Here is a 20,977-nt window from a genome sequence, read left to right on the forward strand (position 1 = left end):
TATTTTGGATTAATTTGGATTAATTGTTACATTTTGCTCTTGAGCATCCTGAATTGACATTTGTTCAGTGAACACTTCATGCTCTTTTTTCAGTTTTGCAAGGGTTACTTCATCTTTTAAAGTAACACATCCAAGATGCGGTCTATGCATAACCATATCATAATTATTGGTTTTAGTTTGTTTTTTGATATAACCTTGGGCATCTTCTTTTTTGCTAAAAAAGGTGGTTTTTGAGTTAAATGACTTCTTGATATCAGCATCGGATACTTTTACTTCTTGACCATAAAAGGCATCGTCTCCGTTAAAAAAAGTAACTTTCTCAACGCCCTTTCGATGCACCACTGTATCGCCAACGGCAAACAATTGGCTTCCTTGAGGAAGAGCCACAACACCTAAATCTTTTGCCTTGGGATTATTCCCGAGAAATTGGTTGACTAGCCTGTACAATTCTGTCGAGCTGAGTCGCAAATTCAAGAGTGACCTTAAATCAAGAAACAGCAAGAATTCCTTTGCAAGGATGTCTAGGCTAATTTTAGAGGTTAAGTCACCGTTGTTGGTATTTCTAACTAAAATTATTTGTTTGTTCTTTTTACTGTCTCCCGTCTTACCTTTTTCTGCCTTACTAATCGACTTCAAAAATTCCCACATACTCTACTCCTCATTTAAAAACAAACCAATTGATTAAACATTGCGCACTGTTGGTTCTATTATTACAATGAGTATCCTAGTTGCTTTGGTAAAATTCACTTACAAGGCAATTGGCTTTATAAAAAATTCACGTTACCCAAAATAGGAGCATGATCGATGGGCAACTATCGATGGAACTCGACATAAGGTCAATATTTGACAATCTTGGAGCGCGGCCTATAATAAAACATATTAATTCACATGCAATCATCTTGGTTTTTTTATGGCTTTTAAGTTAAATGTGGAAAGTTATAGGTCAAGTTCGGATTTTATAAACAAACAGTTAATTATTTGGTTTCATGGATACGAAATATAAGTGCTTTTACTTGGTGATAAGATTTAATAACTATTAATTGTGAAGGTTATGATGATTTGCTGAAAACTGCTCAGGAGCCTATCATGGAATCAAAAAGCGAATTCTCTTCCGTTATTTTTTCAAAAAACATTGATGAAAAACAAGCAAACCTCATACTAGATGCTCGAGGAGCAAGGCAAAAACCTAGCGGACAAAAGTGGCTCTTAAGAGAAAGCTCTATTGATGGGCTGTTGACTATTTCCTATTTTTACAAAGAAATGAATAGCTACCGTCATATACGAATTGGATTTAAAGATAATGAATGGCAAGTAGCCCCTAGTGACCGTAAAGAAGCCAAGCAATTCGTTAAAGAGGCACAATTCGTTTTCAAAGATGCACTTCCTGAGAATAGTCATGAGAGTTTGCTTCGTTTGCTAACTGAAGAAGGCTTTGATTTAAGTAAACAAGTTCGCCCTAATCCTACTCAGGCAACAAGTTCCTCCCAATATTCTTCATACAGTGATGATGCTTTTAATGAAGCACCTCAAAAGAATAGATATTCTACATTTTAATTATAGGCAATTCTCAAATTAGTGTATTTATCAACTCAATTAGATAAGAAAAAAATGATGTTTAGACGTTTATTTTCAGAACCTACAAAATCATCATATTAGTGGCACGACGATTAGATTTTCATAGTTTGCCCAGAAATACGCAATGCACTTTGAACAGCCTCAACAAGGTAAGTACCCCCTTCTAACATCATTTTTAGAGTGAATTCTGACTTATCTCGATAAAGATGAGCGCAAACAGAAGTAAATGCCTCTTCACAATTGTGTTTTAATAACCAAGACAACAATTGCTTATCAGAACACAAATCCGACTTTCTTACAGTCTTTGGTAATGAAGGGTTAAAATCATGCATTAAATTGGGAACTAACAAATCATCCATGAATTTTGGTCTAAAATTCGGACAGCTAGCCACTAAAAAATGAGTAAATGGAACATGATTAAACACAAGTTGCTCCGCTTCCATATCATACCCATCGGATTCAATCCCAGTATGAAACTTTAAATCAAGCAAAGACGTTCCTGAGCCATAAAAAGCAATAATCCACCTGGAGTCGGCGTGTGATTGGTTGTTTGCAATAAATTTAGCCAACTCCAAAAATGAGCGGCACGCCCCCCATCCAAAGGGATTTTGATTGAATCGTTGATAATTTATGATGTCATCAAAGGTAAGATTAAGTATCTGCTCTTTATTCGCTCTAGGCTTTAAACCTCCATCTTGTTGAAATATCAAAGGTTCTCTGCCATCAACCCTAATGAATATACCGCGAGTCTCTAACTTCAACACCTGCTTGCCTATTTTGGGATTGGAGGCAAACATCAGTTGTTCGGTCATCTTGAAAAACTTCTCTTTAATACCAAAACCCTTGTTATTGGTTGAAAAATTCGATTTACTGGTTTTTAAGCCAGAGGTATTTTTTGTAAGAGGAGTACTTTTTTGGTGTGCAACGCTAACCTTCGTTGTTTTAGTGTTGGATGATGTTTTTGCAAAATGAGTGCTTTTTTGGTTTGACAAGTTCACTTGACTTGTTTGGAAGTTGGAATCAGGTTTTGTAACATTCACTTTAAATAAATTCATTTTTGTAAGAGGAGTACTTTTTTGGTGTGCAACGCTAACCTTCGTTGTTTTAGTGTTGGATGATGTTTTTGTAAAATGAGTGCTTTTTTGGTTTGGCAAGTTAACTTTACTGGTAACGAGGCTGGATGAAGTTTTTGTAGGATTAACCTTAGGTAAATTGATTTTTGTCAACATAATAATATCACCGCATATATTTTAGCCTTATAGTTTTCATATTGCACCAAACAAAGGTTAACAAACTATTAAGGAAGCTTTTAGTTCGGTTGCACCGCATTTGAGCGAAGGGGAAATTGAAGGGAGTTATTTAGAAGTCCTAACTATAAAAACTACACTCTAAATAGTCATTATAATCAAAACAACCTCTTCATTGTTAATAGTACCAGTCTTGCTCAGATATGAGGTTAGGATGGAGGAGGTGGTTTTAAAGGCTTAATGAAACTTAAATTTGCCGAATATTGTTTGAAAATTATGGTTTTGTCTGCATTTCACTTCGTAATTCGGCGCTCTCAAAACCTAATTGCTGAACGATGTCAGAAATTTTTTCATCGTCGCCATTAAATTTTCTTTTAAGAAATTCTAAAGCTGCAGGAGGTATTTGTTCCGCTTTACCATCATTTTCAAATCGGACAATATGCTCAAGCTTTTTTCCGTTTCCACAATCTATCGGGTATTTATCATTTCCACCGAAGTAAGTTGTTTTAAATCCTTCTTTAGCAAGTATGGCCTGGAACTCATTGGCATCCTTGGGACTGTCAAATGCAATTTTAAGTGTCCCATTCATTGCACCCCGTTCGACTAAAGGAATGCCTGAGTATTCTCCAGACAAGTTCATTTTTGCCATTCGATAAATTACCTGGCTTAATTCTTGATTTGAGTGAGCTAAGTTATTATTTCGATGATTGTAAGTAGAATAGGCGCGAGAGCTATCAGGCAAACTTTTGCTGAGGCTTATAAGGTCTGTATGAGCATAATTATGTGTCATAATGCCTCTAGCTCGTTCAGATAAATCTCTCGGATCTTCAACCTTGCTCGAAGAATTTAAAAGGTTACGCTTTTCCATCAACAGGATACCTAGTTTATTTCCAGCACCGCTATGCGGAGCAACTTGTCCTCCTTTCTTCCACCCCCAGTTTCCGTCTTGATTTTTATCACTTCGGCTTCCCGTATCCTCAATTAAGCAGGCATCACCTGTAGCAAGGAGGGCGTCTCTTACCCCTGGTATTTTTAGCTTTGCATCAATTGCTTCCTCCATTGCTCTGTCAGCGTCTGAGTAATTCTTCCATTTCTTATTTTGGCCAACATTTCGTGCGTTCTGAGCATCTCCTCTCAGAATATTATCCAAGTAGGCCTTGTCTTCAGGATCTTTCTGATATTGAAAATAATGTTCGACAGTAGGAAATGTTCTTTCACCATATGGGGTCTTCATTTTGATAGGAGTTTCAGCATAATTAGAAAAAATACCCCATTCTTCACTTTCTCTATCAAATGCAACTATGTTTACACTATCGTTCTTATTGTTGCCTTTGTGTTTTGGATGATCTGAAAGACCAGTCAATTGTTTTATTGGCCCTTTAAACGATTTAGCTGACAAGGTCATAGGATTGTTCTCCTACTGAATGTATTTACTGCATTCTATGTTTTAAATTATAGTGCACTATTTAATGTTTATTGTAGATTTCTTTTGACAGATATGATGAAGCAAATCACTTTGATTTTACTTGATTAGCAAATGGTCTCCTATCTGCACAGTAACTCCATAATCATGAATCTAGCAATTCAAGATTGATTTGATTCATAGGAGCTCCCAAATCGTTGTTGTTAGCATCAGAAGATGGTGGTACTTTTCTTTCCATTCTTGGGCTTCTTGCTGTAATGACTCAATTTCATCGTGAAGTGGGGTAAAAATTGCTTGAACAAACGTTGAACTAATAAATACAGGGAACCTCAAGGGTTTGGCGCTAGATCGATACTTTGAACACTACATTCGTTTTCTTTCAGAGGATAGGCCATCACTGTATGCATAGTCTTCCAGGGAGTCTATTGCGCAAGTGCTTTCAAACTCTTCTGGTCTGCTTGTCTTCATTTCTATGTCTATCGCATTTTTCCATTTCATTGCTTTTTTCAAGATTCTTTCATTGCGTGTTATGTTTTCTGGTATTGGGAGTTGGCCATCAAAAAAGCTGCAATTTTTTAGAATAGATGCCTTGAAAGTGTCTTCTTTAGAATTAATCAATGAAGTAGAGTTTAAAATTTTATCATCTGTGATGACGGCTCGGCTCTGGGCAACGCGCAGCAGACGTGGAGGCAAGCTGGCGCAATGTACCGGAAAATCATTTTCGAGTTTTGCAATTTTTACCCTGTCACTGCCATCAGCTTGTTTATCCATAAAATCATAAATGTTTTGATATTCATCTTGTGTAGATAACATGCTGGCGCAATCCATAGTAAACGTAGCACATCCCAGTCCAGAATGTTGAAGTTTAACATCAGGAATGTAGATTTTTATTGATAGTCCTTCGATTTCATCAAGGGAATCATTCAGTTCAGCCTCATTGACTAGTATTTGAGCCATATTGTATGATAATTGTGGGCCCAAGCTATCAAGCACTAGAATTTTTAAAGTATTATTGTCTTTTACAATTGAATATTGTAGTTCGATCAAAGACCAATGGCGCCTACCTGATTTTTCCGTATCTAGATAAGCAATTTGTACCTTAAAATTGTTTTCAAATAATTTTGATGAACGGCAGCTACTATAAATAAAATCATAAAGCTTGTTGCGGCGTTCATAATCACAAACAAAACCAGTAAATGGATAGTCTGATTTTTTTAATTCCCGAGATTTTCTCTTTATTGCAAAAGCTACTTCCAATTCTTGTACAGAAAATGTGGGTGAGTCGTCTAAGGACGGTTTATCGGTTGTCCTATCTGATTTACTGCTTGCCATATAAAAACCTAATCACATTAATTTATAATTATATAGTATGTTTTTATTTTGTTCAAACATAGGTCTGGACAAAAAATGAGGCCGGGCAGATCCCATAAAGCAATTTACTCTGATTTTACCTAATTACAAAATGGTCCCCTGTCTGAACCAACCACCTAACATAGGCAATCTGCCTGATTCTAAATTACAAACCCTTTTTCAGATTCTCCAAATGGTTGACTGCATAACAATTTCATCCAAAGAAAGCACTGGGTTGATAATCGTGGTTTGGAAAAGTAAAGCCCAGGCGTTAACCAATCTTGCGAATAAGCAATCCCCATCTCTGGATAGCTGCTTTTCGTTTACAGCAATTCATAATTTGGATAAATTATTCTGGTCAGGTTGTATACTTTTAATCGATTTGCTGAGGCCATCGTAACCATACCCAATAAAAGGATCATTCTCTATAAGACCTGTTTCCTCTACTGCTTCTTCAAAAGGTATATCAGCGCTGATTCCACCCCTGGCATCATTTGTCCATGCATCATGCGTGTAGCTCGAATAATAACCCAGTTTTCTATTCGAACGAGGTGGGGTATCAGTGGAGTTCCTTACTTTTTCCTCTTTAAGAGCTTTTTCTATTTTAGATAAGATATGAATGAATTTTTGTGCATCAAAACCAGGATTTGCACTGTTAAAAATAACAATTTCTCGTCCTTTCATAGTCTTTTTATTTTGACAGTCATCAGCGTATTTTTTGCACATTACTTTAAATGAACCTAGATTATTATCTAAAGCAATTTTTGCAATAATAGGCAATGCTTTGACTATATCATCCTGGTGAATGGATAAATTTATTTTCCAGTCCGATCTGTTTATATCAACCCCTTTAAGATTAGATTTCTTATACACTACCCATTGACTATTTAAGGTAAACATCGAAAAATTCGTAAATGATTTATCATTACGCTCGTCCTCGGATTGTACCTTTTCGTAATAAGTTACAACGCTATTTTCATCTCCGCCCTTGAGACTATTGTTTGTCGTAGCATCTTCATTGGAATCCTTACTTGATATTGAAAAAAAAGAAAGAAATGTCGTTATGAAAGAGGGTTTACTTGTACTAGGCTCTATAGTTTCAGAATTTGATAGACTGTTCATCAGATCTTCGCGATGTTTAATCAGTGTGAAAAATAGTTTCTTTTTTGTGTCGCTCAATTGACTCAATACTGTCTCTTCAAACGTTTTACTTGGCATACCCCTAAAAAGGTATAAATAATAATTGTCAAAGTAAGTTATAGCTCGTTTTTTATCTTTTTCATACATAACACCCAGATAGTCAAGTTCAATATTTAACATAAACGCTAACATTTTAAGGGTTTCTTTTCTTGAGCCCGCTTCGTTGAAAGAATTATGATTCAATAACTTTATCGCTTCATTATTTCCTATGTATCGTGGCTTATCTCGATTGTCGTTAGTAAAAATCTCATCACCGAATAACTCTCTAATTTTTTTTTGCTGGGATTGGTTAATGGTTATCTTTGATATTAAATCCCGATTATCCCATCTATCGAGATAGTATACATTTCCCTCATCCGTATAGACATAGGCGGGAAGCTTCTTATCTTTTGCAAGATTCTGTATTACATTTTGATTACTCGAATTTGAGCTAAGTTGTAATTCTGACTCTTTACGAATCAATATTGGAGTGCCCGTTGTATATCTTGTCAGATTATAAGTTTCTTCCCTGGATAGGTATGCAGATAGCTTTTCTAGCATAAACTCAGCTTGCGAAAACGCATCGTCTGTTGCGTTTTTATCATACCCAAATTTATCAGCTATTTCTTCTAATTGCTCACGAACTTCTGATTCCTTAATTGGATTGCCAAAAATTACAGGCCCTAATCTTAAATCTTCACTGGGAAATTTTCTGAAGAATTTTCTTCTTTCGCTTCTATCTAATAGATTACTCAACAAAACACTCATCGCTCTTGGAATATTATCCCGTTCAAATTGAGATTCACTGAGCTTGGAATCAAGTCGAAATGACAAAATGGGTCTTTTAATGGGAGTAAATAGGTATTTCGATTTAATGTCTTCATCCGAACTGCAAACTAGAGTCAAAAATTCATTTCTCAAGTTTAGCATTGCCCTTAGAACGTGATTTGGTAAACATTTATCCTGAAAATCATCATCTCTTTTTATGTTATAAATATCAATAATCGCCAAAAAAAGATCTTCAAGTAGTTCTAGTTTTTCATTGACCGTCTTTTTATCTTGCAATATTTCATTCAGATTTATATCTTTGTTTTCCTTGATAAAAGAGAGTCCAGGTATGCTTTCTAAATGTTTTTCAAAGAGACTTTTTTCATCCTCTGCTAATACTTTTTTAGAGCGATCATCGATCAATCTTCTTTTTCTGTTAACAAGTTTCTTTTCATTTTGAGATGCTTTTTCTATTTGCATGTAATCTTTATGAACTTCACAAAATTTTTCGGCATCCAGATCGAACTGTTTTGAGTCTCTTAAATTATTCTTCATTTCATCGTAGGATTGCCCCATCGAAATAATTCGTGTGGACATATCCTTGACTTTAATCCACCTAACTTTTCCCATGTTACGAAGCGTTACGTCTCTGTTTGAAGTCAAGCCTAAGCTTATGCTTGCTCTAGTTTGTTTTTTAAGCTTCTCATCCTCCTCATATTTTTCGGGTAGAAAGTCGAATACATGGTCATATTTAGCAAATTCTTTTAAGGCGAGAATACTAAAAACCGAGCAATTATTATCATCCTTCTGGATGTTTGCTTGGCAGGCTTTTATTTCAAATTTTACCTTGCTTTTTTCCAGATTGTCGATGAGCAAATCGATTGCTTCAAGCTGTTTTTCATCCTGGGATGAATCGAAACAGAATATGTTTAGGGTGCCGTCTCGATTTTCAACATCGAATGCCACTGCGTGATTCATATTCCCATGATAGTAAACAAATTGTTTTCTTTGCCCTGGCTTAAGGCCCCTTATTTTCTTTGCTAACTTATAAATAGTTCCTTGAGGAGCATAATCCTTTGTTGTGATTTCCTCTAGAGGAATAGGGATTCCAATTGCTTTCCTTATCCGGTTGAGCCCCCCTAATAACGCTCTTGTCAATTCTGGAGTTACTGCATGAGAATTCATTTTTTCTTTTTTGCTTCTCAGCTCTATGTAGTTAGTTACTGCAAAATCGTTGAGGACCAACTTTGGAAGTTTCTTTTTTTTCTCTTTTAACTCAATATATTCATCTAAAAATTTTTTAACCTCGGATTTTAGGTTTTCTGGGAAACCATCTTCACCAGTCATTTTGTATTGGCCCGCGAGTTGTTCTATTTTGTATTTTAAGAAGGACTTATAATTAAGCCAGTAAGCAAGATTATCCTCTTCAGTCTCTAGATTCTTGGAAGGAGGAAGCTTAAAGGGCAATTTCCCTTTATAACTGGATAGCACAAGCTTGGTAATTTGCATTGAAGATAATGAAGGTTCCGCCGGCATTGACTCAAATTTAGTTTGCATTTTTTAAACAACTCTAATAGTAGCCAACAGACTACATATTTTAAGGATTCCGTTTCTAATAATAGAAACTTATTGACTAAATTTCAATCTAATTGTTCGATTTAAAAGTCGGATCATCGGGGTTGATAAAAATGAAGTTAAGCAGAGGATGCCCTTAAATGAATAAATTGACTGATTTTTATAGCGAAATATGTCGATTAGATGCGAAACCCTGGCTCCCTTTTGCCAATGAGGGCTAGGGAACCTCAAAGGTTCCCTGATTTACGCATTAACCCAGTAAAACCCAAGCCTCTTGCCATGCCAAACCTACGCCAGGTTCATAATAGGCTGGAGCTTGTGAGCACCAACCAGAATAAGGCCAGGGCTTACACTGATAATACTTGCGATCAACACGACCCAGAACTATGGTTCCTGCTTTGTAGGTGCTAATACCATCTGGGTAAATCAGATCAGAATTACCTGATGGCTCTACAAAATCAACGAGAACACGGTAGCTGCTGGTATCATTGTCGCTGAGGTATACCTTATTGGCCTGATTGGCTGCCAAAACGATCTGACCACTTTGCGGATCAAGTTGACCAATACGAACCAGTGAGGAGCCGCTATTGACCGCTGTGCCCAAAGCCAGAGGCCATTGTTCTGCTGTACGATTGCTTTCATTCACGGTGACACTGGTGCTTTCAACTTCTACTTGATTCTTAAAAACTCGTAGAGTGATCTTCGTGTTGGTAGCAATATCGCCGGTCCCGTAAAAGTTCTGTAATTCAAACCAAGTTGGAGCTTGTGCTGTACCATCTATAAATACATCACTACAGGAATAGAACGCCTCAGGACTGTCGTCACGTTGCCAAATAACGTAAAAAATTCGTTTGCCTGTCCTATTCGCTGGCAATGGGCAGTCCATTTGATAACGACCATTCGCTAAAGTGACGCTAGTGATTGTACAAAACGGGCTTGTCTCCAAATCGGACCACTTTAAGGGGGTATTGAAATCATATCCGTCCTTAGTAACATAAAATTTAAAATACTTGGTTTTATGAGGAGCACTAGCAACATAAACAAACCGAAAACGGCCATTAGAATCAGGCTGCACCACCGTGCTTGTCCAATCAGCGCGGGCTAGATTGAAACCTTTAAAAAAATCTCTACCCCCAGCGCATAATTGCCCGTCTGCAATCAGTTCACGATGTCGGTCATTAGCTGCTGCCTGGTTAACTTCGTGCCAGTTGTACAGAGGTTGGGTTCCCCCTACCTGGACAGCTGCTTTACAAGCTGCTGATTTAGGGCTTTCCGGGCCTTCCTTATAACATTGATAGGTTCGGGAAATAGGAACCTCCATAGACCCATGCGCAAATAGTGTAATGCTGGCTACTGCAAGACCAATACCTCCCAATATTCTTTTCATTAATCCCCCATTATGACATTTAAGAAAGAGTTATATACACCGTCCATGTTTAATGGATTTTTTAATGTAACACAAATTATCATTATTTAACAATAAGTTAGAATGGATTGTTTCTCTTACAGGACTTACGAAAAACCCCAAGGTCGAGGCAAAAGAACTTTTTAATGAGGGAGTTTAGATGGACTAAATGACCGAATTAAAAAGTTCTTTTAACAACGAGATTGGGGTTTTTCGTAAGTCCTGTCTTATATACTCAATGCAATTCATGATGAGAAACGTCCTGTTGCTTGCCTGTTTTTAAATAGATGCCATGGTCATGACACGGAAATTAGACCTTGGGAAATTGCATGATGTTCTTATTCTTGACTTAAATGAGTTCTTCTTTCTTGCATCGTCTCAACACTATTGATAACGGTCTGATAGCAAATTTCTTTCATGACAGGAATCTCGTTTAAAGGTGTGCCCTGATGGATTGTGTGCGCAATTAAAAAACTGTCTTTCCAGATTTTTTCATTAGGGCGATGTTTAGACTTAGCCCATAAAGCAACCCATAAAAAATGAAACTCCCACCGTTCTCGATTGAGCTCCATTTCTTCTTTAAATACCGATTCCATCGCTTCTTCTATGCGACACACCTTGACACCATCCACAAAACTGCTGTTATGATTTACGATTTTATCAATCACAGGGTTTTCGATGTACCAGGATTCTGTAAACTGTTTTGTTTTAAGCCATCCTTTGGAACGTTTGAGAGAATCAGCAATGACTTCTTGGGTAAATGGGCTAATTTGAATACTTAACTCATCAAAAAGCTGTTCTAAATCTAATTTCTGAGCCCTTAACCGAAGGCCTAATAATTCTTGTAACTCTAAAAACTGCAAGTTAGGAGTTTCGCCTTTCTCAATGGAAATTGCGATAAAATGCTCAACCATAATTTGAAAATAATCAAAGTCGACTTCTCGCAAGGTGACGCTTTCTTCAAAGGCTCTGTTGTAATAACTCTTGACTTCTGAGGTCGGTATCGCAGGAGTAACCCAAGTGTCTTTTAAACCTGACTCGAAATTTAACAGCAGGCCCCCTAAACGATTAGCACGACCTTTCTTTGCATGAATAAAGACCCCTTGAGAGCCACTTCCATCAACCTCTGTCGCTCTAATACGGCAATTAATTCGCTCGGGTTCCGCTTGAAAAATCACTCCTTTTTTCCGTTGAATCTTAATCCAGCGTTCAAATCGATCATGATACGAAGCAGGGTACCAATACTTAATGGTTTGCAATCTTGTTAGGGAGATGGAGGATAGTAGGATTGAATCAATGATATGGTCGATTGTTTCTATTGCCATATGTCTAACCTCTGCTTTAGGGTGCAGTAAAGTTAGCAAGGCAATATCTTGACCTTCTTCAATATTGTAAAGGTCGACGATCAAGTCAGCAAAGAACTCTGGAGGCATTGCATAACTTTGAGCAAAAAAATTCTCAGCAATCTCAAACAATGACAAATCAGATAATTCATGAATTAAGTCTCTAATTGCCTCTAAGTGATTGATTTCTTCGCCTGAATCTAATCCTTCATCATCTTCGGTAGCTAATTCATAATAGGCATCCTTTAATTCTTGGGAAAGCTCCACGTGAACTTCATAGAATGCGTTTAATATAGGCAACCAAAAACTCAAGGAATGTTGATGCGCAGCAATAACTTCAGCTAAATAATTCATGAGCTGAGTCAGTGATTTAGCAGCCACTTTGTTTTTTGCTTCTGTAGACGCTTGTAATTGGGCTACACAGATATCAAAAGCAAATATCCCTGCTGAATAGAGCGGAGCCCCTTCATTGATTTTTTCTTCATCCAGCTTGTTCAGGTAATCAATGAGTGCAAAACCAATCTCTGGGTGTTGAAAAAAAAAGGCATACAATTGCAGATCAGGCTCTTCATTCTTATCAATTAACAAAGCCATTTGATGGATAACATCTTCCAATTTTAGAACTGTTTTAGTCATGCTGATGCTAATACCTGTCGTGATTTACCCTCTTCATCAATGGCCACAAAAATAAAAGTGCCCTCTGTTACCTGATACCTATCTGCTTGTGTGGCTGGCAACGCCCAAACTTCTACACCAATTGTCATCGAAGTATGACCAATTTTAAGCATTTCAACATGACAACTCACCACGTCACCGATATGTACAGGTTTTAAAAAAGTCATGGAGTGGATAGCAACAGTTGCAACTCGCCCCTTTGCAATTCGCTTTGCTAAAACGCCTGCAGCCAAATCCATTTGTGAAACTATCCATCCGCCAAAAATATCCCCATTAGCATTGGTATTTAATGGCATGGCCAAAGTTTGGATAGTTAATTCTCCTTTGGGCTCTCGCATTATTAATTTCCGCCTCTCTTGAGTTTAGATAAAGCATCTGCCATGGCAGTATTGAACACCGTTTTGCGAACTGGTTCTTGCTTGTGGGGCCCTTCTGCTTTTTTCTTTTCAACTTTCTTTTTATGAAATTCGACTTTTTTATGTTCAGAAGGCTTCTTCATCGGACTAATTTTAACTTCTTTACCAGAGGACTGCGGCTTTTTCTCTTCATTGAGCTTCATGCTCAAACCGATCCGCTTACGTTCTTTATCCACCTCAACAACCTTTACCGTTACTATATCACCCGCTTTAACTACAGCATGCGGATCGGATATAAAGCGGTTAGTCATAGCAGAAATGTGAACCAGGCCATCTTGATGAACACCAATGTCCACAAAGGCACCAAAATTAGTCACATTACTGACTACGCCCTCTAGGATCATTCCTTCATGCAGATGGGAAATATCTTCGACGCCTTCCTTAAATTGAACCGTTTTAAATTCTGGTCGAGGATCTCTTCCTGGCTTCTCTAATTCACGCAATACATCACGCACAGTTGGTAAACCAAACTGTTCATCAACGTACTGCTCTGCATTAATGCTCTGCAGGAGCTCTTTATTCCCAATAATTTCCTGAATTGTTACTTTTTTATCCGCTAAAATTTTCTCAACCAGAGAATATGCTTCTGGGTGTACACAAGAGGCGTCTAAGGCATTATCACCATTCATAATTCGTAAAAACCCTGCAGACTGCTGGAATGCCTTTTCCCCCATTCGTTGAATATTCTTTAGCTGATCTCTATTCTGGAATACACCATTCTCATCTCGATACTGAACAATATTCTTTGCCAAGGTTTCATTAAGCCCTGAGATATGTGATAAGAGTGCAACAGAGGCTGTATTCACATCAACTCCAACGGCATTCACACAATCTTCAACCACTCCATCCAAACAGCGAGCGAGCTTTGTCTGATTCACATCATGTTGATATTGACCTACGCCAATGGATTTGGCCTCAATTTTCACCAACTCCGCTAAAGGATCTTGTATTCTTCGTGCGATGGATACAGCACCCCTTAATGAGACATCCAGATCAGGGAATTCCTTTGCTGCTAACTCAGAGGCTGAATACACAGATGCACCCGCTTCACTAACCAGCATTTTGGTGAGTTGTAAATCCGGATACATTTTAATTAAATCCCCTACCAAACGCTCAGTTTCTCGTGAACCAGTCCCATTCCCAATACTGATTAAATTCACCTGATACTTTGCCGCTAATTTGGCCAAATCAGCTAAAGATTGATGCCATTCATTTTGTGGAGCAAATGGGAAAATAACCGTGTAATCCAACAATTTTCCAGTGGTATCTACAACGACCACTTTAACTCCAGTTCTAATTCCTGGATCAAGCCCAATAGTAATTTTAGGACCGGCAGGTGCTGCCAACAATAAATCCCTTAAGTTACGGGAAAACACTTTAATGGCTTCTTCATCGGCTAGTTCACGAAGTCTTGTCAATAACTCAAGCTCTAACTTAGTGAATAATTTAACTTTCCAAGCCATTCGTACGGTATCCATTAACCATGCATCAGCCTTTCTCTGTTTATCGTCAATTTTAAAATAGGCAGCTACTTTGGATTCTCCATATTGGGCATCTGACTCAGGAAGTTCTAAGCTAATCTGTAATACGTTCTCCCGGCGGCCACGAAATAAAGCCAAAGCACGATGCGATGGAATTTTCTTAATGGCTTCGGAGTATTCAAAATAATCTGAAAACTTGCTTACTTCTTCTTTTTTCTTACTGCTTCCTTGCGACTTAACAATAGCGTTGTTCCATAAGTACTCTCGCAATTCATTCAGCAAATCTGCATTTTCAGCAAAGCGATCCATTAATATTTGCTTTGCCCCTTCAAGTGCCATCTTTGTATCTTCTATACCAAATTCAGCATTAATGTATTTTTCTGCAATTTCTTCTGGATCTTGGGAAGGGTCGCTGCATAACCCATCAGCAAGTGGCTCGAGGCCTGCTTCAATCGCAATTTGCGCTTTAGTACGTCTTTTGGGACGATAAGGTAAATACAAATCTTCGAGTCTTGTCTTTGTTTCAGCTGCAAGGATGCTTTGCTCTAATTCAGCAGTTAATTTTTCTTGCTCTTTAATAGACTGTAAAACCACTGCACGTCGTTCATCCAGCTCGCGCAAATAGACTAATCTCTCCGCCAAATAGCGTAATTGCGTATCGTCCAATCCTTCAGTCGCTTCCTTACGATAGCGCGCAATAAAAGGCACTGTCGAACCATCGTCCAGCAACTGGATAGCAGTCTCTGCCTGCGATATTTTAATCTTAAGTTCTTTTGCTATAATCGCAGCTGACGCCAACATCTCTTGAGCCATTCACTTCCCCGTATTACTTAAAAAAACGACACATTATATACTCATACTATTCTATAATGCGATATTAAATTGACCAATCAACCAAACAAAATCCCTTACGTTTTGTACACCTCGTTGAAATAAATGATCAGTGCTAAGCGGATCTCGCACTTGATTTTTTAATAAGCCAATGTGTGTAGAGCCTCTATAAAGTTGCTTCACTTCCTCTGAAGATACGCTGTATGGGGGACCTTCCATTAGGCGTTGATCATATTCAAGGGTTTTCAGCAAAATAGACGCATTGGGTTTAAGCCAACTCATGCAAATGTCCGCATAATTAGGTCGTAATTGTCCTGGAAGAGCTACTAAGGCCCCACGATCATAGATTCCATCTACAGGAGCAATAAGCGACTTATCCATTGTAAAAATATCTGCAACTAAAACGTCTAGATTGTCTGTGAAATAACGAGTTGTATGGCCTAAACGCTCTTGCTTAAAATCAATACTATGTTCTGCAGCAAATTCATGGACTGCCTTTTCTACAAGTTCTATTCCAATCACTTGATACCCTTGTTGAACCAACCAGAGCATATCTACACTTTTACCACACAGTGGAACCAGTACTCTCGAATTGGGGGGCATATTGAGGAGTGGAAAGAAGCGCACCAAGTCTTCATTCACTTCGTCTTTATGGAAGGGAAGGCGTCCCTCATTCCAAAGAGTACGCCAAAATTGTTGACCTTTACTCACTCCACAGTCACCGATTTTGCTAAATTTCTTGGTTGATCGACGTCAGTACCTTTCGCTACAGCAACATGATAAGCAAGCAATTGTAAGGGCAGGGTATAAATGATTGGCGCGGTCCATACGCCACAAGAAGGCACTCGAATCAATCGAGCTCCATTTGCATTCCATTGTTGAGAGTCATCAACAAAAACGAATAACTGCCCACCCCTAGCACTCACTTCATGCAAATTGGATTTTAATTTATCCAAAAGTTCGTCGTTGGGGGCCACTGCAATAACAGGCATGTCTTTATCGACCAGAGCCAGAGGTCCGTGTTTTAATTCCCCTGCTGGATAGGCTTCTGCGTGAATATACGAAATTTCTTTTAGTTTTAATGCCCCTTCCAAAGCTACCGGGAATTGTACACCCCGCCCCAAAAACAAAGTGTGGGCTTTGTTGACAAATCCAGATGCAAGTCCTTCAATTTCTGCATTCATTTGCAACACTTTTTCACAACAGAAAGGCAATTCCATCAGTTGTTTTAATACCTCTTGGGATCTCTCATCATGGCAAAGTGCGGTAGCTAGCATTAAAAAAGCAGCCAATTGCGTTGTAAATGCCTTCGTGGATGCTACCCCAATTTCAATTCCCGCCCTGGTTAGAAAAACACAATCGGCTTCTCTCACCAAAGTGCTGGTAGCCACATTACATATGGCTAAACTTGCCAAATAGTCAAGCTGTTTCGCTTTATTCAAAGCGGCTAATGTATCGGCCGTCTCACCGGATTGAGAGACAGTAATAAATAAGGTATTTGGTGGTACAACAATCTCTCTATAACGGTATTCACTGGCGATTTCAACTTGAGTAGGTATTTTTGCCAAGGATTCTAGCCAATATTTAGCAACCAACCCTGCGTGATAACTAGTCCCACAGGCCACTATGTGAATTTGTTTCACTTTTGGAAACACATGGCTAGCACGTTCTCCGAAGCTGGCCTTTAAAACTTCTAAACTACTGATTCGACCTTCAATGGTGTCAGCAAGAACTTTTGACTGCTCAAATATCTCCTTCATCATAAAATGACGATACGGCCCCTTACTGGCTATTTCAGAGTCACTCGTTAATGGATGTGTTGTCCGTTGAACTTGTGCTTTACTTAGGTTGTAAACTTTTATTTGATGCGCCGTGACAAGGGCACTATCCCCTTCTTCCATGTAGATCACTGTTTGAGCAAACGATCGTAAGGCTAATGAATCAGAAGCGATAAAGTTTTCCCCAATACCGAATCCTAAAACCAACGGACTACCTTTACGAATAGCGACTAATTCCTCGGGTCTTTGTTGATGTATAACTCCTAGTGCAAAAGCACCATGCATTTCCGATGCAGCAGTTTGTACTGCCAACAGTAAATTCTCGTTTTGTTGATAATAATAATGAATCAAGTGGGCAGCTACTTCTGTGTCTGTTTCTGAAGTAAATTGGTAACCATGTGTTAACAATCTTTGTCGTAAATGATCATGATTTTCAATAATTCCATTATGAACTAAAGCAATTTGACCATGAGAAAGATGGGGATGAGCATTTTGTTCTGAGGGTTTACCATGAGTTGCCCAACGCGTATGAGCAATCCCAATGTTTCCTGCGATTGATGTTTCTTGCATGGCGTCAGCAAGATTCTGAACCTTACCTTGTATTCTTACTCGCTTTAAGTGCGATTGATGATCAATAACTGCTATACCTGCAGAATCATATCCTCTGTATTCTAGGCGACGAAGGCCCTCTAGTAAAACCTTACTAATATCTCGTTCTGATACGGCACCCATAATCCCGCACATAAACAACTCCTCGTTTCGGTATTCGCATTAAAGGGGAATTATGACATAAAGAATAGCAAATCTCTAAAGCAAAGTTGAATTTACCAAAACAAGCACCATGGCTTGTTTTGGTAAGCAATCAGTAAAACCTAACTGTCTAGCCGACTTCAGGTTGTTTACAAGTTACATCGTAACCATGTTTTAGCATTTCTTGGCAAACTTCATACGCCATCAACTGATGCGCTTTCGTGCTTGGATGAATTTCATCCCAGAATAAATAATCTTCTGGTGCATCACACACATGATAGTTTGTTTCACCTGGTGCAAAGCTACTGTCACGATACTGTAGAACCTGCATGTATTGTAACACGTAGTTATTTGGGAACGGTGTACGATTCATTATCTTGTGTAACATAGGAAACTTCACATCGATACACGCATCTTTCACATTATAAAATCCATATTTTTCTGGATCGACTAATGCTCTTTGTAAATAGTTTTGTGTATCAACGAATAAGATATCAAGGTCCGGATTTTGCTCCTTCATCGCTTCTATGCGTTTAGCTAAACGTTGGTTATGTTGTTCAACAGCAGCATTGAGTACTTCGCGGTCAGTGGTTTTCACAAATTTTGGCGTTTCACCAATATTTGGAACTCCCATCACCACAAAACGTTTTGCACCTGCTTTAACTAATTTTTGCATTGCAGAGGTAATGCTATCCAACACGTTATCAATGTAAGTACTCATTACATCGGTGTTGTAGTTGTCTTCAAAGAACAACACATTAATGTAATCATTACCACCTGAATAGATAAAATACACGGATTGATCATTCAATGTTTGATGTTCAAGAAGGTAAGCTTGAACTGTCAAACCAAGACTTGGAGGAACAAGTTTTCCCACGATCAAGTTCTTGATTGTTCCTAATGGATGACGAATAAGATTCCAAACAGTTAATTGGTAGTCATAAGTTGATGCCCAACTACCACCAAAAGCCCTGTTTAAGTACACATCATCATCGCTTTTTTGAATAGACATCATTTCTGCTAAGTACTCAGCCCAGATCTTTCCATTGGAGAATCGATATTTCCAATAAGGCTGTCCAGGTAGAACTGGTACTAACTTAACTTTGGCAACCAAATTAGCAATATAGGGTGCTAATTCATGATCAAAAAAATCAGTTACTGCAGCGATACCAGCATCCAACACAATCTGAGGAACGTAGTAATCATCTGCAAACTCTATCATTTTATTAATGACGAATATTTTAAAGGGAGCAACTAGAAAAGCGGGATCTTCTTCTTGACGGAGGCTTTTAAGCAGGTGAGTTGTATTACCCACATCGGATAAACTATCTCCAAAGACCACCATTGATTTGACTGGAGCAGCGGTAAAACCTACAAAGGGAATTGCAAGTAACGCAATAAAAAGCCAGCGACATATCCTATTGTTTCCAACCATATAAACCTCCTTATTTAAAAGCCAGCAAAAACAGAAGCTTTAGCTCAACCCTTAGAGTATGCTTGGAACTAAGTTCTTGTCAACGCCTCGTTGAATATTCACTTTATGCCTGATAAAAAATGGCTCTGAGAGGATCAGGGAGTATGGGGACGGACCCCCAGTGGGGTCCGTCCCCATTGTAATCATGTTTTTGGGATCGAGCTTGGTTTTTCGAGCTCATCAAAATAGCTCTCCTCAGCATGATTAACCATCATAACATGTCCAGGCTTTTTATCATAAAAACCAGGAAATGAGCATTTACCGGAGTAACAGTCAAAACTATCAGCATAATACTTTTTGGCACTAAACTGCCTTCTTACTAAAGCATTTTCTTTGATGTACTGAGCAAATACCCCTACTCTTTGTCCATGGGTTAAATCACTGGTTTCTACAAACATACGTAAATACGCTCTGTTGAAAGGGCAAAGACCATCATCCATAGACAATTCGATGTACACTTGACATCTAAAGTAGGCAGCTTCTGCCTCAAGATCAATGGCGTTGTTGATAAATTGAAGTTTTGATATTTGTCGATTTTTTGCCGCATCGATCAGTGTTTTATATTTGGCCGCATTTTCTAAATTTTTAAGTTCATAAGCGTAACTTAATGCACATTTTATTGGATCTTGAGTAACATCTAGGTTGATAATAACCATCGCTTCCTCAACATCAGTATTGGCAGTACTGGGTAAGCCATCACTGTGCTCAACCAATTTAAATCTTCCTGCCAGAGCGGTTTCTAATCTAACCGCTACAGGTGATTTTCTAAAATAATCTACCCAGCGCATGACAGTTATACATCACAAAACAACCATAATGTATAATTGTAAATTATATTGATTAACGAATTATTAATTGGTTATTAATTTAAACAATCCTATTGATAAAATAGTGCGTAAATGGTAACTTTCTCGGATCACTTTTGTTTTTTGAGTTTTCCCATGAAAGACATCGTTATTACTTCTTTTTATAAATTTGTTCCAATTGATGATTATGAGTCAAAAAGAGAACCGATTCTTGCTAAAATGCATGAAATTGGCATTAAGGGGACTATTATACTGGCAAAAGAAGGTGTTAATGGTGGTTTTGCTGGTAATAGGGAACAAATGGAGCAATTTTATTCTTTCTTGCATTCAGATCCCTATTTTAGCGATCTTCACTTTAAAGAAACCTATGATGTTGAGAATCCCTTTGAAAAAGCGAAGGTAAAACTTCGCAACGAAATTGTTACCATGGGTATTTCGAATATCGATCCTTCGATAAATGAAGGAACCTACCTAAGCCCTGAAGAGTGGCATGCTCTTATTCAAGATCCTGAGGTTATCTTGATTGATACTCGCAATGATTATGAATTTGACCTGGGTACGTTCAAAAATGCAATAAACCCTAATATTGAAAACTTTAGGGAATTTCCTGAATACGTTGAAAAACATTTAAGTGATAAGAAAGATAAAAAAATCGCCATGTTCTGTACTGGAGGCATTCGTTGCGAAAAAACAACCGCTTTTATGAAAGAACAAGGTTTTAATCACGTTTATCAGCTTCATGATGGAATTCTAAAGTACATGGAATCCATCCCGAAAGATCAATCCCTTTGGGAAGGGGAGTGTTTTGTATTTGATAACCGAGTTGCCGTTAACCATCAGTTAGAGCGTGTTTTACCCCAGCTGCCATTGGATTATAAACATGACAGAGAACGCTACTGAC

Annotated in this window: 15 protein-coding genes; 2 read left to right on the top strand and 13 right to left on the bottom strand. The window is 38.1% G+C overall.

Annotation, left to right across the window (positions count from 1 at the left end; all coding sequences use genetic code 11):
• Nucleotides 1–9: 9 nt before the first annotated feature.
• On the bottom strand, nucleotides 10–648 hold the full coding sequence (locus Lwal_RS10205; protein ID WP_058480696.1) for a hypothetical protein: 639 nt from the start codon (nucleotides 646–648) through the stop codon (nucleotides 10–12).
• 438 nt (nucleotides 649–1,086) lie between these two features.
• Between Lwal_RS10205 and Lwal_RS10210 the strand changes: the two genes are divergently transcribed.
• Nucleotides 1,087–1,554: a hypothetical protein gene (locus tag Lwal_RS10210; protein WP_058480697.1), complete on the top strand. Its 468-nt coding sequence runs from the start codon at nucleotides 1,087–1,089 to the stop codon at nucleotides 1,552–1,554.
• A gap of 113 nt (nucleotides 1,555–1,667) precedes the next feature.
• Here the strand turns inward: Lwal_RS10210 and Lwal_RS10215 are convergent, their stop codons facing one another.
• From Lwal_RS10215 to Lwal_RS10270, 12 genes are all read right to left on the bottom strand, one after another.
• On the bottom strand, nucleotides 1,668–2,804 hold the full coding sequence (locus Lwal_RS10215) for a hypothetical protein (RefSeq protein WP_058480698.1): 1,137 nt from the start codon (nucleotides 2,802–2,804) through the stop codon (nucleotides 1,668–1,670).
• A 292-nt stretch (nucleotides 2,805–3,096) separates the two neighbouring features.
• Nucleotides 3,097–4,227 (bottom strand): NADAR family protein, encoded by a 1,131-nt coding sequence (locus tag Lwal_RS10220; protein WP_058480699.1) that lies wholly within the window; start codon nucleotides 4,225–4,227, stop codon nucleotides 3,097–3,099.
• Between the two features lie 381 nt (nucleotides 4,228–4,608).
• A complete protein-coding gene (locus Lwal_RS10225) occupies nucleotides 4,609–5,577 on the bottom strand; it encodes a hypothetical protein (protein ID WP_058480700.1) in 969 nt (322 codons plus the stop codon).
• 351 nt (nucleotides 5,578–5,928) lie between these two features.
• Entirely contained in the window at nucleotides 5,929–9,099 is a 3,171-nt protein-coding gene (locus Lwal_RS10230; protein WP_058480701.1) for a YopJ family acetyltransferase, read from the bottom strand.
• A 268-nt stretch (nucleotides 9,100–9,367) separates the two neighbouring features.
• Complete coding sequence (locus tag Lwal_RS10235) at nucleotides 9,368–10,504, bottom strand: lytic polysaccharide monooxygenase (protein WP_058480702.1); 1,137 nt, start codon at nucleotides 10,502–10,504, stop codon at nucleotides 9,368–9,370.
• 356 nt (nucleotides 10,505–10,860) lie between these two features.
• Nucleotides 10,861–12,501 carry a hypothetical protein gene (locus tag Lwal_RS10240; RefSeq protein WP_058480703.1) on the bottom strand — a complete coding sequence of 547 codons (1,641 nt, stop codon included), beginning with the start codon at nucleotides 12,499–12,501 and terminating at the stop codon, nucleotides 10,861–10,863.
• Nucleotides 12,498–12,878, bottom strand: a complete 381-nt coding sequence (locus Lwal_RS10245; RefSeq protein ID WP_058480704.1) for an acyl-CoA thioesterase — start codon at nucleotides 12,876–12,878, stop codon at nucleotides 12,498–12,500. Before Lwal_RS10245 ends, Lwal_RS10240 begins: the two co-directional genes overlap by 4 nt.
• 2 nt (nucleotides 12,879–12,880) lie before the next feature.
• On the bottom strand, nucleotides 12,881–15,250 hold the full coding sequence (locus Lwal_RS10250) for a Tex family protein (protein WP_058480705.1): 2,370 nt from the start codon (nucleotides 15,248–15,250) through the stop codon (nucleotides 12,881–12,883).
• A 51-nt stretch (nucleotides 15,251–15,301) separates the two neighbouring features.
• The gene (locus Lwal_RS10255) at nucleotides 15,302–15,979 is read right to left on the bottom strand and encodes a thiopurine S-methyltransferase (RefSeq protein WP_058480706.1); all 678 of its coding nucleotides are present in this window, start codon (nucleotides 15,977–15,979) and stop codon (nucleotides 15,302–15,304) included.
• Nucleotides 15,976–17,790, bottom strand: coding sequence for a glutamine--fructose-6-phosphate transaminase (isomerizing) (glmS, locus tag Lwal_RS10260; protein ID WP_058480707.1), 1,815 nt, complete (start codon nucleotides 17,788–17,790; stop codon nucleotides 15,976–15,978). The genes Lwal_RS10255 and glmS overlap by 4 nt, the downstream gene beginning before the upstream one ends.
• A gap of 136 nt (nucleotides 17,791–17,926) precedes the next feature.
• A complete protein-coding gene (gene plaC, locus Lwal_RS10265; RefSeq protein WP_058480708.1) occupies nucleotides 17,927–19,231 on the bottom strand; it encodes a lysophospholipase/glycerophospholipid:cholesterol acyltransferase PlaC in 1,305 nt (434 codons plus the stop codon).
• Between the two features lie 182 nt (nucleotides 19,232–19,413).
• Nucleotides 19,414–20,058 carry a hypothetical protein gene (locus Lwal_RS10270; RefSeq protein WP_058480709.1) on the bottom strand — a complete coding sequence of 215 codons (645 nt, stop codon included), beginning with the start codon at nucleotides 20,056–20,058 and terminating at the stop codon, nucleotides 19,414–19,416.
• 153 nt (nucleotides 20,059–20,211) lie between these two features.
• Between Lwal_RS10270 and trhO the strand changes: the two genes are divergently transcribed.
• Nucleotides 20,212–20,976 carry an oxygen-dependent tRNA uridine(34) hydroxylase TrhO gene (trhO, locus tag Lwal_RS10275; protein WP_058480710.1) on the top strand — a complete coding sequence of 255 codons (765 nt, stop codon included), beginning with the start codon at nucleotides 20,212–20,214 and terminating at the stop codon, nucleotides 20,974–20,976.
• Nucleotide 20,977 lies beyond the last annotated feature (1 nt).

It is taken from the genome of Legionella waltersii (assembly GCF_001468085.1).
Taxonomy (GTDB): domain Bacteria; phylum Pseudomonadota; class Gammaproteobacteria; order Legionellales; family Legionellaceae; genus Legionella; species Legionella waltersii.